Below are 12,415 nucleotides of genomic sequence, written 5' to 3'. Positions count from 1 at the left end.
CTCCTCGGGTCGCAGGTGCCCGCGAGGGTGCGGGGCGGCTCATGCCGTGAGGAACAGAGTAAACACTGGGCCCCGCGCCGCGAAGACGCTCCGCGCCACACGGGCCCGACGCCGCGCGTGCGGGGCCCGGCGGGGTCAGCGCGCGGGGCCCGGCGGGGTCAGCGCGCGGGGCCCGGCGGGGTCAGCGTCCGGGGCCGTCGCCCGCGGGGGTGTCCGGGGTGCCCTCTCCCGTGCCGCGCCGCTCGACCAGGGCACGCAGGGCGCGCGCGTCGGCGACGGCGTGTTGCTTGGCGATGCCCGGCTGGATGCCCATCGCGGCCATGCTGGTGCCGTCGGCCAGGTCGAGGGAGACCCACGGATCGCCGGAGCGCAGGTGGACGCCGAGGACTTCCGCCCATTCGAGGCGGCGCTTGGTCGTGAGGTTGACGACCGTCACACCGTCCTCGTCCGCGCTGACATGGGGTCGGCTGAGGAGCATCAGCACGGCCAGGAAGAGCGCCGCGGTGAAGATGAAGCTCGCCCGCTCCCCGCCACCGAGGTCCAGCAGGAACGAGACGGCGGTGATGACGACGAACACCGCGGCCCCCACGGCCAGCAGCACCACGCGGGTGCGGGTGGGCCGGAAGGTGACGGGCAGGGCGGGGAGTTGGGGGCTGTTGGTCATGGCACTCGTCCCGGTCACAGGCGGCAGGCGTGGATGCCGGTGGTGAGGATGGCGCGGGCGCCCAGGTCGTAGAGGTCGTCCATGATCCGCTGGGCCTCCTTGGTGCGCACCATCGAACGGACGGCGACCCAGCCCTGGTCGTGCAGGGGGGAGATGGTCGGCGACTCCAGGCCCGGGGTGAGCGCGACGGCGCGCTCCAGGTGTTCGGCGCGGATGTCGTAGTCCATCATCACGTAGCTGCGGGCGACCAGGACGCCCTGGAGGCGGCGCAGGAACTGCTGGACCTTCGGCACGTCGGGGTCGGCCCCCGAGCGGCGGATGACGACGGCCTCGGACTCCAGGATGGGGTCGCCCGCGATCTCCAGTCCGGCGTTGCGCAGCGAGGTGCCCGTCTCCACGACGTCCGCGATCACTTGGGCCACGCCCAGCTCGATGGCGGTCTCCACGGCACCGTCGAGGTGGACGACGGAGGCGTCGACGCCCTGCTCGGCCAGGTGCCGGCCGACGATGCCCTCGTAGGAGGTGGCGACGGTCAGCCCCGACAGGTCCTTCACCGAGCTGATGGTGCCGGGCTTGGCGGCGTAGCGGAAGGTGGAGCGGGCGAAGCCGAGGGCGAGCAGTTCCTCGGCCTGCGCGCCGGAGTCGAGCAGCAGGTCGCGGCCCGTGATGCCGATGTCGAGCTTGCCGGAGCTGACGTAGATGGCGATGTCGCGGGGGCGCAGATAGAAGAACTCGACCTCGTTCTCCGGGTCGACCAGGACGAGTTCCTTGGTTGCCTTGCGCTGCTGGTAGCCGGCCTCATGCAGCATCTCCCCCGCAGGGCCGGAGAGGGAACCCTTGTTGGGGACGGCGATGCGCAGCATGAGGTGGCCCTTTCGTGAGCGGTGCGAGTCGTGAGCGGTGCGAGTCGTGAGCGGTGCGAGTCGGGTGGTGCGTTCTGTGTCTTACGTGCCGCGTTCCGCGTGCCGTGCGGTGGGGCCGTGGAGGGCTCAGAGGTGGGCGTAGACGTCGTCCAGGGAGATTCCCCTGGCGGTCATGAGCACCTGTAGATGGTAGAGGAGCTGGGAGATCTCCTCGGCTGTGCGCTCCTCGCCCTCGTGCTCGGCGGCCATCCACACCTCGGCGGCCTCCTCGACGACCTTCTTGCCGATGGCGTGCACGCCCAGCGAGACGAGTTCGGCGGTGCGGGAGGTCTGGGGGTCGCCGGTGGCGGCCTTGTGCTGGAGCTCGGCGAAGAGCTCCTCGAATGTCTTGTTCGCCATGGTGCTCTCAACCCTACGTGCTGGCGCGGGGTCGCTATCGCCAGGGTTCCGCCACGGTACGCAGGGTCGCGGCGGTGGCCACCGCCGCGGTGACCGCCTCGTGGCCCTTGTCCTCCACCGAGCCGGGGAGACCGGCCCTGGCGAGGGCCTGCTCCTCCGTGTCGCAGGTCAGTACACCGAAGCCGATGGGTACGCCGGTGTTGACGCAGACGTCGGTGAGGCCCTGGGTGACGCCCTGGCACACGTAGTCGAAGTGCGGGGTGCCGCCGCGGATGACGACGCCGAGCGCCACGATCGCGTCGTAGCCCCGGTCGGCGAGGACCTTGGCGACGACCGGCAGCTCGAAGCTGCCGGGCACCCGCAGCAGGGTCGGCTCGTCGATGCCCAGCTCGCGCAGGGCGCGCAGGGAGCCGTCGACGAGGCCGTCCATGACCTGCTCGTGCCACTGCGCGGCGATCACGGCCACGCGCAGGTCTCCGCAGTTCTTGACGGTCAGTTCGGGTGCGCCCTTGCCGCTCACGTTGCTCCTCGTGCTGTGACTGTCTCGATGGTGGTGTCTTGGTGCCGTGGGTTCACTGGGTGCCGCAGGGGGACGCGCGGTCGGCGTCCAGCCAGGGCAGGTCGTGCCCCATGCGGTCCCGCTTGGTACGCAGGTAGCGCAGGTTGTGCTCGCCCGCCTGTACGGGCATGGGCTCGCGTCCGGTGACGCGCAGCCCGCTGCGGACGATGGCCGCGGTCTTGTCGGGGTTGTTGGTCATCAGCCGGAGGGAGCGTACGCCCAGGTCGGCGAGGATCTGGGCGGCTGCCGCGTAGTCGCGCGCGTCGGCCGGGAGGCCGAGTTCAAGGTTGGCGTCGAGGGTGTCGCGGCCCCGCTCCTGGAGTTCGTAGGCCCGCAGCTTGGACAGCAGTCCGATGCCGCGGCCCTCGTGCCCGCGCAGGTACAGCACGATGCCGCGGCCCTCGTGCTGGACCCGCTCCAAGGAGCCCTCCAGCTGGGGGCCGCAGTCGCAGCGCAGGGAGCCGAATATGTCGCCGGTGAGGCACTCGGAGTGCACCCGTACGAGGACGTCCTCGCCCGCGTCCGGGTCCTCCGGGCCGCCGACGTTCCCGGTGACCAGGGCGATGTGTTCGACCCCGTCGACCGTGGAGCGGTATCCGTACGCGCGGAAGTCACCGTGCCGGGTGGGCAGCCGGGTCTCCGCCTCGCGGCGCACGGTCGGCTCGGCGGAGCGGCGGAAGGCGATCAGGTCCTCGATGGAGATGATCCGCAGCCCGTGCTTACGGGCGAACGGCACCAGCTCGGGCAGCCGCAGCATGGCGCCGTCCTCGCCCGCGATCTCCACGATGGCGGCGGCGGGGCGCAGCCCGGCGAGCCGCGCCAGGTCGACGCCCGCCTCGGTGTGGCCGGCGCGGACGAGGACGCCGCCCGGCTTGGCGCGCAGCGGGAAGGCGTGGCCGGGGCGGACGAAGTCCTCGGGGGTGGTGTCGGGGTCGGCGAGCAGCCGGATGGTGGCGGCGCGGTCGCCCGCCGAGATGCCGGTGGTGACGCCGTGCGCCCCCGTCGCGTCGACGGAGACGGTGAAGGCGGTGCCCATGGACTCCGTGTTCTGGGCGACCATCTGCGGCAGCGCGAGCCGGTCGAGGTCGGTTTCCTCCATCGGCGTGCAGATCAGGCCCCGGCACTCGCTCATCATGAAGGCGACTGTCTCGGGGGTGATCAGCTCGGCGGCCATCACGAGGTCGCCCTCGTTCTCCCGGCTCTCGTCGTCGACGACCACCACGGGACGACCGGCGGCGATGTCGCGGACGGCCTCGGCGACCGGGTCGAGCGCGAGGTCGAACCCGTCGTCCCCGTCCTGACGGGCACCGGCGTCCTGGCCCGGCACGGCCGGCGTCGGGGGTGCTTCGTACCAGTTCGGAAGTGCCGTCATGAGCGTGCTCCATCCTTCCGTTCGGCCCCGCTCACAGCGCGGCCCCGTTCAGTGCGGGCCCGGGCCGTGCGGCCCGGGCCAGGGCCTCGTCCACGCGGGAGCGCTGCCACCAGGCGCGCATGCCCCACAGGACGAGCCCGAGGTAGACGACGTAGACGAAGCCGGAGAAGGGCAGCCCGCTGCTGAAGGCCAGCGGTACGCCGACCACGTCGACCAGCAGCCAGGCGAACCAGAACTCCACCAGGCCGCGTGCCTGCGCGAGCATCGCCGCGAGGGTGCCGACGAAGATGTAGGCGTCCGGCCAGGGGTTCCAGGACAGCGTGGGAACGAGGCTGAAGAGCCAGCCGACGGCGACGGTGCCCAGCGCGGTGCCCAGCGCGAGCAGTCCGCGCTCGCGCCAGGTGGCGAACCGCACGGCTATGGAGCCGTCCTGCGCCTGCTGGTGGCCACGGCGCCACTGCCGCCAGCCCCACAGTGCGACGACGATCACCAGGACCTGCTTGCCGACGCCGCCCGCCAGCTGTGCGGAGGCGAAGGCGCCGACGAGGATCAGCCCGGAGAACAGTTGCGTGGGCCAGGTGAGGATGGAGCGGCGCCAGCCCAGGGCCAGCGCGGCCAGGCCGATGACGTTGCCCAGCATGTCGGACCAGATGACGTGCTGGCCGAAGGCGGTGAACGCCTCGCCGTTCAGCCATGCGAAGACGTTCACCGGGCTGCTTCTTCCTCGTGCGCGGCCTCTTCCTTGCCCGCCGTGTGGCCCAACAGCCGCTCGACGTACTTGGCGAGGACGTCGACCTCCAGGTTGACCGGGTCGCCGGGCTGCTTCGTGCCGAGGGTGGTGAGCGCCAGGGTGGTGGGGATGAGGGAGACGGAGAAGTGGTCGTCGGCGGCCTCGACGACGGTGAGGCTGATGCCGTCGACCGTGATGGAGCCCTTCTCGACCAGATACCTGGCCAGCCCGCCGGGGAGGGTGATGGTGATCGTGGTGCCGCTGTCGGCGTCGTCGCGCGCGGCGATGACGCCGGTGCCGTCGACATGGCCCTGGACGAGGTGGCCGTCGAGCCGGCCGCCGAGGGCCATGGGCCGCTCCAGGTTGACCGGCGAGCCCTTGACAAGCGCGCCGAGGCTGGAGCGGTGCAGGGTCTCGGCGATGACGTCGGCCGTGAACTCCCCCTGCCCGGCCTCGACCACGGTCAGGCACACGCCGTTGACGGCGATGGAGTCGCCGTGGCGCACATCGGCGGTGACGCGGGGGCCGTGCAGCCGCAGCCGCGCCGACCCGCCCAGATCCTCGACGGCGACAACCTCGCCCAGTTCTTCAACGATTCCGGTGAACACTCAGGACTCCTCGGTGGCGGTTGCTGCGGTGGGCGTGGGCGCCGTGTGCCCGACGGCGGTAATACGCAGGTCAGGGCCGAGGCGCACGGTGTCGCTCACCGACAGCCGCAACGCCTGCGCGATCGTGCTGATTCCGGCCTCCGCCAAGACGGGCGGCCCGGCTCCCAGCAGGACAGGGGCGAGGTAGCCGACGACCCGGTCGACGAGCCCGGCGCGGACGAAGGCCCCGGCCAAGGTGGCGCCGCCCTCCAGCAGCACGGAGCGCACCTGGCGCTCGTACAGCGCGGAGAGCAGCGCGGACAGCTCGATTCCGCTGCCGGAGGAGCCGGAGGCCCCGGAGGCGCCGTCGGTCGCGCGGGGCAGCCGCAGGAGGTCGGCGGCCCCGTCCAGAGCGGTGTCGAGAGCGGCAGTGTCCGCGTCCTCGGCGACGGCGATCAAGGTGGGCGCGGCGCCGTCCAGGACGCGTGCGCCGGGTTCGACGGCGGCGGCCTCGGTGTCGAGTACGACGCGCAGCGGCTGGACGGCGCCGGGCACGCCGCGCACGGCCAGGTGCGGGTCGTCGGCGCGGGCCGTCCCCGAGCCGATGAGCACGGCGTCCGACTCGGCGCGCAGCCGGTGCACATCGGCGCGGGCTTCCTCGGAGGTGATCCAGCGGCTGGAGCCGTCGGCCGCCGCGGTGCGCCCGTCGAGGGTGGCGGCGTACTTCCAGGTCACATGGGGGCGGTGGAGGCGGACGGCGGTCAGCCAGGCCGCGTTGCCCGTCGCCGCCTCGTCGCCCAGCAGCCCGCCCTCGACCTCGATCCCGGCGGCTGCCAGGGTGCGGGCCCCGCCGGCGGCACCCGGGTCGGGGTCGGCGACGGCGTGGACGACGCGGGCGATCCCGGCCGCGATGAGCGCCTGGGTGCAGGGCCCGGTACGGCCCGTGTGGTCGCAGGGTTCGAGGGTGACGACGGCGGTGCCGCCGCGGGCGTCGTCGCCCGCCTCGGCGAGCGCGTGCACCTCGGCGTGCGGGCCGCCGGCGCGCTGGTGCCAGCCCTCCCCCACGGTGCGCCCGGCGCTGTCGAGGATCACGCAGCCGACGACAGGGTTGGGACTGGTGGATCCGAGCCCCCGCGCGGCGAGGTCCAGGGCGCGGCGCATGGCCTCGCGCTCGGCCTGCGGCGCGTTCGGCGCGTTCGGCGCTTCTGGGTGGGGGGCCACCGGGTCCTCCTGCCTCTTCGGGCACGGACTCCGGGGCTGTACGGGAAGTGTGACGAGCGCGAGACCGGGATCGCACCTGCCCGTGGGAGGGAACCGCTCCGCTGTCGTGGAACGGAACCGCCAAAGACGACGGTGCACCGGTTTCGGCCCGCCGCGCACTGCCTCCCATCCGGACTTTAACCGTCGGTCCAGGAATCTCACCTGGTCAACCGACCGCTGGCTGCGGACGGGTCGCGGACTATAACCGCCGGTTCGGACTTTCACCGACCCCGGAGTGCGCTGACGTCACTGGTACTCCCCCAGCCTACGGCCGGGAGACACCCCCAAGTCTGCCACGCCGGTCCGGACGCTGTGCGGGCGCTCTCCTGTGGGCTGACTCACAGCCGTCCCAGGAGCCGCACCGAAGCCGCACCGGCCGGGCTGGTGAGCGCGCGTTCGAGCCGTACGCGACCGGGGCACGATCTCCGCACGGTCCGCGCGGTGGGACCGCGCGAGGTCAGACGCAGGGCGGCGGACCGTACGGAGACGCGATGGAGACGGGTGAGGGCGGGCCGGAGCCGGGAGCGACGACCGGTCCGGACATCACGGCACCGAGGACGACGGCGACGGGCGGGGCGGCAGGCGCGGGCGGGGCGGACGGCGGGCCGGGCCGGGAGCTGCGGGTGGCGCGGACGGCGGTCGCCGTCGTGTTCGCCGCGCACGGGATGGTCAGCGGCACGTTCGCGACGCGTATCCCCTGGCTCAAGGAGCACCTGGGGCTGAGTCCCGGGTGGCTGGGTCTCGCGCTGGTGTTCTTGACGGTGGGCGCCTCCGCGGCGATGCCGCTGTCGGCCCGGCTCGCGCACCGCTACGGGCCGCGGCGCGCTCTGGTGGGGCTGGCGGTGCTGTGCTGCGCCGGGCTGGTGCTGCCGCCGCTCGCGCCGGCGCTGGGCTGGCTGTGCCTGGCGCTGTTCCTTTTCGGCTGCGGCCTCGGGCTGATGGACGTGGCGATGAACGCGCAGGGCGTACGGGTCGAGGAGCTGTACGGGCGCTCGGTGATGTCGGGGCTGCACGGGATGTGGAGCGTCGGGACGCTGGTGGGCGGCGCGGGCGGGGCACTGGCGGCGCACGCGGGACTGGACGCGCGTGTCCACCTGGGGCTCGCCGCGCCGGTGCTGGCCGTGGTGGCGGTGCTCGCCGCACGCCTGACGCCCGATGCCCAGGACACGGCGGCGGGCGAGAAGGCGCCGTCGGGTGCCGGAGAGCAGGCAGGTGCCGGAGAGCAGGCGGGCGAGGAGCCGCCGCGCTTCGCGCTGCCCTCGCGCGGGGTGCTGGCGATCGGGCTGCTCGGCTTCTGCGCGGTGTTCGCCGAGGGCGCCTCGATGGACTGGTCCGGCATCTACCTGGCCGACGTGACCGGCGCCGAGCCGGGGCTCGCGGCGTCGGCGTACACGGCGTTCGCCTGCACGATGGCTCTCGCGCGGCTGTCGGGCGACGCGGTGGTCCGGCGTTTCGGGCCCGTCGCCACCGTGCGCTGCGGGGGCGTGCTGGCTGCGGCCGGTGCCGCGCTGGTGGTCGCGGCGCGCACGCCGCCGGCCGCAGTGGCGGGGTTCGCGCTGATCGGGATCGGCATCGCGGTGGTCGTACCGCTGTGCTTCGCCGCGGCGGGCCGGGCCGCTTCGGCGTCGCCGGGCCAGGAGATCGCGGGGGTGGCGACGCTCGCCTACGCCTCGGGGCTGGGCGCCCCGGCGATCGTGGGCTGGATCGCCGAGACGACGACCCTGTCGGCGTCCTTCGCCGTGGTCACGGCGCTGCTGGTGGGGCTGATCCTGGGGGCGGGCGTGCTGCGCAGATGATTCCCGGCGCTGGGGGGAAGATCCGGGAAGAAGGCTGGTGGGAAGGGGGCGGCGACGGCCGCGGAGCGGGAGGCGATCGCCCGGAGCGGGCGGTGTCGCCGTCGAACTACTATGTGGGCCGATCAGAATCGGCCAGGTAAACAGTGGGAGCGACAATGAGCGGCGGCGGCCTCGGCGTGCGCTGGAAACTGCACGGCGATGGGCGCGTCCCGGCACCCGGTGCCGTTGTACGGCCCGATGAGCGGCTCTCCTGGCCGCGCACGGCGGGCCTCGGCGCCCAGCATGTGGTGGCGATGTTCGGCGCCAGCTTCGTCGCCCCGGTGCTGATGGGCCTGGACCCGAATCTGGCCATCATGATGTCCGGCGTCGCGACGATGCTCTTCCTGCTCGCGACCCGCGGCGCGGTGCCCAGCTACCTGGGGTGCAGCCTCTCCTTCGTCGGGGTGACCGCCGTCATCCGGGGCCAGGGCGGCAGCAGTGCGACGGTGACCGGCGCGATCCTCGTGGTCGGCGCCGCGCTGTTCCTGGTGGGGCTGGCGGTACGGCAGTTCGGCGCGCGGATCATCCACGGGGCGATGCCGCCGGTGGTGACCGGCGCCGTGGTGATGCTCATCGGCTTCAACCTCGCGCCGGTGACCGCCAAGACCTACTGGCCGCAGGACCAGTGGACGGCACTGGTGACCATGCTGCTGACCGGGCTGGCCGTGGTGTGTCTGCGCGGCTTCTGGTCGCGGATCGCGATCTTCCTGGGGCTGGTCGCCGGCTACCTGATGTCCTGGGGCTTCGACCGGATCTTCGGCCGTATCCACTCCCCCGACAGCAGCGGGAAGACCGTGGACCACTGGCGGCTGGATCTGTCCGGTGTGACCAAGGCGGACTGGTTCGGGCTGCCGTCGGTGCACGGCCCCGACTTCTCGTGGTCGGCGATCCTGGTGGCGCTGCCCGTGGTGATCGCGCTGGTGGCCGAGAACGCCGGGCACGTCAAGGCGGTCGGTGAGATGACCGGCGATCCGCTGGATGACAAGCTCGGCACCGCCATCGCGGCGGACGGCGCGGGCAGCGTGCTCTCGACGGCCGTCGGGGGCCCGGCGACGACGACGTATTCGGAGAACATCGGCGTCATGGCCGCCACCCGCGTCTACTCGACGGCGGCCTACTGGGCGGCTGCGTGCTTCGCGCTCCTCTTCGGCCTCTGCCCGAAGTTCGGCGCCGTGGTGGCGGCCATTCCCGGCGGGGTGCTGGGCGGTATCACCGTCATCCTCTACGGGATGATCGGCCTGCTGGGCGCGCAGATCTGGATCAACAACGGCGTCGACATGCGCAATCCGCTCAACCTGGTGCCGGTCGCCGCGGGGATCATCATCGGCATCGGCGGCGTCACGCTGAAGTTCACCGACTCCTTCGAGCTCAGCGGCATCGCCCTGGGTACCGTGGTGGTCCTCACCGGCTATCACGCCCTCAAGGCGCTGGCTCCCCCGCATCTCAAGGCTCAGGAGCCCCTGTTGGACGAGGGCACGAGTCAGTACGACGAGACTCCCCCGGCCGGACGCGAGCAGCCGGACGGACGCGAGCGGCCGGACGAGGAGAGCTGACGTCGTCCCGCCCGGCCGCTACCGCGACGCGGCGGACTGATCCGGGCCGGACGACGGGCTCCCGTCGGGTGCGGGCAGTTCGAAGTACACGACCCGGTGATCCTCGCCGATCCGGTGCATTCCGGCGGCGAGCATCACGCGCTGCGAGGCGAAGTTGTCCAGGTCGGCGTCGGCCCGGACGAGGGCGATCCCCCGGGACCTGGCGAAGGCGAGCAGGCCGCGCAGCGCCTCGGAGGCGTAACCCCGGCCGCGCGCCGAGAGGTTGAGGGAGTAGCCGACAGTGACGGAGCGGTCCTCCTGGGGCATTCCGTCGAAGCCGATGCCGCCGATGGCACGGCCGTCCTCGCGGCGGCGTATCTCGTAGTTGCCGAAGGGCCTCGGATCGCCGGCGGTCGCACACGCCTTCAGGAAGTCCTTCGCGCCCTTGACGTCCATCGCGTCGGGGTAATCCGGACCCCACAGGTCCGCCTCCGCCGCCGCCAGGGCGATCACCCGCTCCGCCTCCCGCGGAGTCATGGGGTGCAGTACGAGCCGTTCCGTCCACAGATCCGTCATGGAAGGGAAGTACCACGGGTTCCGGCGCACCCGCACGCCGATTTCACCGCTCTCGCCCTCCCCCCTCCCCCCGATCCCGCCGCCCGTTCCCGTCCTCCGTCCGGGGGCCCTACGGACCGGCTTGGCCACGCACGGTGACCGAGCCTGTCACCCTGCGGGTATGACCTCAGTGGATCAGGTGCCCGCGCAGCGCGCGGTGACGTCGGCGCGTATCGGACGAGTGACGGCCAGGATGCGGGAGATCGGCGAGGAGCTCCCCCCGCAGGACGGCGTGGCGGTCTTCAACCGTGTCTACCTCTCGGTGACCGAGGAGCTGGAACAACGCCTGCTCCTGGGCCACTTCGAGGACCGCACCGCCACCGGGGAGCTGGGCACCCGGTTCGCCGCGCGCTTCTTGGACGCGGTCGACGCCGAGGCCACCGGCCGCCGCACGCCCGCCTGCTGGCGTCCGCTCTTCCGGTTCCGGCGCCATCCGGCGGTGCGCCCCCTCCAGTTCGCGCTGGCCGGCATCAACGCGCACATCGGGCACGATCTGCCGCTCGCGCTGGTGGACACCTGCCGGGCGCTGGATGCGGGGCCCGACGAGCTGGAGGCCGACTTCGAGCGGATCGGGGAGCTGCTGACCGGGCTGGAGGAGCACATCAGGGAGGACCTGATGCCGGGACCCGACCTGCTGGATGTGGCCGACCCGCTGACGCATCTGGTGGGCTCCTGGAGCCTGGAGCGGGCGCGCGGCGGCGCCTGGGCCGCCTTCCGCGCCCTGTGGGGGCTGCGGGGGCTGGGCGAGTTGCTGGAGGAGACGGCCGAAGGGCTGGACGCCACGGTCGGCATGACGGGGCGCTGTCTGCTGACCCCGCTGTAGCGCTGAATTCCCGGTTCCTGGGGCCTCAGAGGCGGGAGAGGCGCCATTGCCGGGAGTGGGCTCCATCGCGTAGGCATGTCCCAACAGCATGGTGTGCACCTGGTACGGCGTGCACCGGGTACGCGTGCCCGGCAGGTGATGTGACAGGCGATCAGAGCGCTGTGCCGGGTGATCAGAGCGCTACGGAGGCGAGATGGCACTGCGACTGGGCCTGGGACTGCCGCAGACGGGCGGCTACGAGCTGCGCACCGATGTGACGGCGGCGGCGCGCGCCGCCGAAGAGCTGGGATACGACAGCGTCTGGGTTCTGGAGCGCCTCATGCGCCCCGAACAGCCCGTCGACGACATGTACTTGGTCCCCGGGCTGCCCTGGTCCGAGTACTTCCGCTCGGTCGCGGATCCGCTGGTCACCCTGTCGCTCGCGGCGGCCGTGACCGAGCGCGTCAAGCTGGGCTCCGCCGTGCTGGTCGGCCCGCTGCACCAGCCCTTCCTGCTGGCCCGCGCGCTGGGCTCGCTGGACGCCGCCAGCGGCGGGCGGGTGATCGCGGGGCTGGGCACCGGCTGGTCCCGCGACGAGTACGCGGCAGCCGGCGCCGACCACGCCTCGCGGGGCAGGGCCCTGGATGAGCTGCTGGATGTGTGCGAGGCCGTCTGGGGCGAGGACCCGGCCTCCTACGAGGGCGAGCGCACCCGCTTCACCCCCTCGGCCGTCGGCCCCAAACCGGCCGCGCGCATCCCGGTGCTGCTGGCGGGCCGCACCGACCGGGCCCTGCGGCGGCTGGTGCGGCGGGCCGACGGGTGGCTGCCCTCACAGACCGACAACGCCGGGCTCGCCACGACCCGTGCCCGGCTCGCCGGGCTGGCCGCCGAGTACGGCCGGGACCCGGCCACGCTGGCCGTCACCGTACGGGCCTTCGTACAGCTCTCGGACAGGCCCGTCGACGGCGAGCGGCGCATCTTCCAGGGCAGCCTCGAACAGATCGTGGAGGACCTGGCGGGTGCCGTACGCGCCGGGGCCGACGAGGTGCTGCTGGACACCCAGTTGAGCAACGACGGCGTACAGGCCCTGATCGAGTCGGCGAAGGTGCTGCGGGAGGCGGTCACCGAGGCGGGCCTGTAGCCCGCGCCCGGCCGGATCTGTGACCCCGTGCCCGGCCGGGCGCGCGGCCACGCCCC

The 12,415-nt window shown here is 72.9% G+C and carries 13 protein-coding genes and 1 riboswitch; of the genes, 4 read left to right on the top strand and 9 right to left on the bottom strand.

Annotated features, from left to right (window positions below; all coding sequences use genetic code 11):
- Window positions 1-181 precede the first annotated feature (181 nt).
- The 8 genes from OHB04_RS37140 to ribD form a co-directional block, all read right to left on the bottom strand.
- Window positions 182-664 (bottom strand): PH domain-containing protein, encoded by a 483-nt coding sequence (locus OHB04_RS37140; protein ID WP_326692031.1) that lies wholly within the window; start codon window positions 662-664, stop codon window positions 182-184.
- 14 nt (window positions 665-678) lie between these two features.
- Window positions 679-1,527 carry an ATP phosphoribosyltransferase gene (gene hisG, locus OHB04_RS37135; RefSeq protein ID WP_326692030.1) on the bottom strand — a complete coding sequence of 283 codons (849 nt, stop codon included), beginning with the start codon at window positions 1,525-1,527 and terminating at the stop codon, window positions 679-681.
- A 126-nt stretch (window positions 1,528-1,653) separates the two neighbouring features.
- Window positions 1,654-1,926 (bottom strand): phosphoribosyl-ATP diphosphatase, encoded by a 273-nt coding sequence (locus tag OHB04_RS37130; protein ID WP_326692029.1) that lies wholly within the window; start codon window positions 1,924-1,926, stop codon window positions 1,654-1,656.
- A gap of 34 nt (window positions 1,927-1,960) precedes the next feature.
- A complete protein-coding gene (gene ribH / locus OHB04_RS37125) occupies window positions 1,961-2,446 on the bottom strand; it encodes a 6,7-dimethyl-8-ribityllumazine synthase (RefSeq protein WP_326692028.1) in 486 nt (161 codons plus the stop codon).
- A gap of 52 nt (window positions 2,447-2,498) precedes the next feature.
- Window positions 2,499-3,857, bottom strand: a complete 1,359-nt coding sequence (locus OHB04_RS37120; RefSeq protein ID WP_326692027.1) for a bifunctional 3,4-dihydroxy-2-butanone-4-phosphate synthase/GTP cyclohydrolase II — start codon at window positions 3,855-3,857, stop codon at window positions 2,499-2,501.
- A gap of 31 nt (window positions 3,858-3,888) precedes the next feature.
- Window positions 3,889-4,566, bottom strand: a complete 678-nt coding sequence (locus OHB04_RS37115) for a nicotinamide mononucleotide transporter family protein (protein ID WP_326692026.1) — start codon at window positions 4,564-4,566, stop codon at window positions 3,889-3,891.
- Window positions 4,563-5,195, bottom strand: coding sequence for a riboflavin synthase (locus OHB04_RS37110; RefSeq protein WP_326809166.1), 633 nt, complete (start codon window positions 5,193-5,195; stop codon window positions 4,563-4,565). The genes OHB04_RS37115 and OHB04_RS37110 overlap by 4 nt, the downstream gene beginning before the upstream one ends.
- On the bottom strand, window positions 5,196-6,335 hold the full coding sequence (gene ribD / locus OHB04_RS37105) for a bifunctional diaminohydroxyphosphoribosylaminopyrimidine deaminase/5-amino-6-(5-phosphoribosylamino)uracil reductase RibD (protein WP_326809587.1): 1,140 nt from the start codon (window positions 6,333-6,335) through the stop codon (window positions 5,196-5,198).
- A 211-nt stretch (window positions 6,336-6,546) separates the two neighbouring features.
- Window positions 6,547-6,677: riboswitch (FMN riboswitch) on the bottom strand.
- A gap of 248 nt (window positions 6,678-6,925) precedes the next feature.
- On the opposite strand from ribD, the gene OHB04_RS37100 reads away from it, so the two are divergent.
- Both OHB04_RS37100 and OHB04_RS37095 read left to right on the top strand, forming a co-directional pair.
- Window positions 6,926-8,230 (top strand): MFS transporter, encoded by a 1,305-nt coding sequence (locus OHB04_RS37100; protein WP_326809165.1) that lies wholly within the window; start codon window positions 6,926-6,928, stop codon window positions 8,228-8,230.
- Window positions 8,231-8,385: 155 nt separating this feature from the next.
- On the top strand, window positions 8,386-9,822 hold the full coding sequence (locus OHB04_RS37095) for a uracil-xanthine permease family protein (protein ID WP_326692023.1): 1,437 nt from the start codon (window positions 8,386-8,388) through the stop codon (window positions 9,820-9,822).
- 18 nt (window positions 9,823-9,840) lie between these two features.
- Here the strand turns inward: OHB04_RS37095 and OHB04_RS37090 are convergent, their stop codons facing one another.
- Window positions 9,841-10,377, bottom strand: a complete 537-nt coding sequence (locus OHB04_RS37090) for a GNAT family N-acetyltransferase (protein ID WP_326692022.1) — start codon at window positions 10,375-10,377, stop codon at window positions 9,841-9,843.
- A 160-nt stretch (window positions 10,378-10,537) separates the two neighbouring features.
- Here OHB04_RS37090 and OHB04_RS37085 point away from each other — a divergent pair, with 160 nt between their 5' ends.
- Window positions 10,538-11,239: a DUF5995 family protein gene (locus OHB04_RS37085; RefSeq protein WP_326692021.1), complete on the top strand. Its 702-nt coding sequence runs from the start codon at window positions 10,538-10,540 to the stop codon at window positions 11,237-11,239.
- A gap of 193 nt (window positions 11,240-11,432) precedes the next feature.
- Entirely contained in the window at window positions 11,433-12,359 is a 927-nt protein-coding gene (locus tag OHB04_RS37080; RefSeq protein WP_326692020.1) for a TIGR03619 family F420-dependent LLM class oxidoreductase, read from the top strand.
- Window positions 12,360-12,415: the final 56 nt, after the last annotated feature.

This window comes from Streptomyces sp. NBC_01775, from assembly GCF_035917675.1.
Lineage (GTDB): Bacteria > Actinomycetota > Actinomycetes > Streptomycetales > Streptomycetaceae > Streptomyces.
This window is presented reverse-complemented; position numbering and strand designations above follow the sequence as displayed.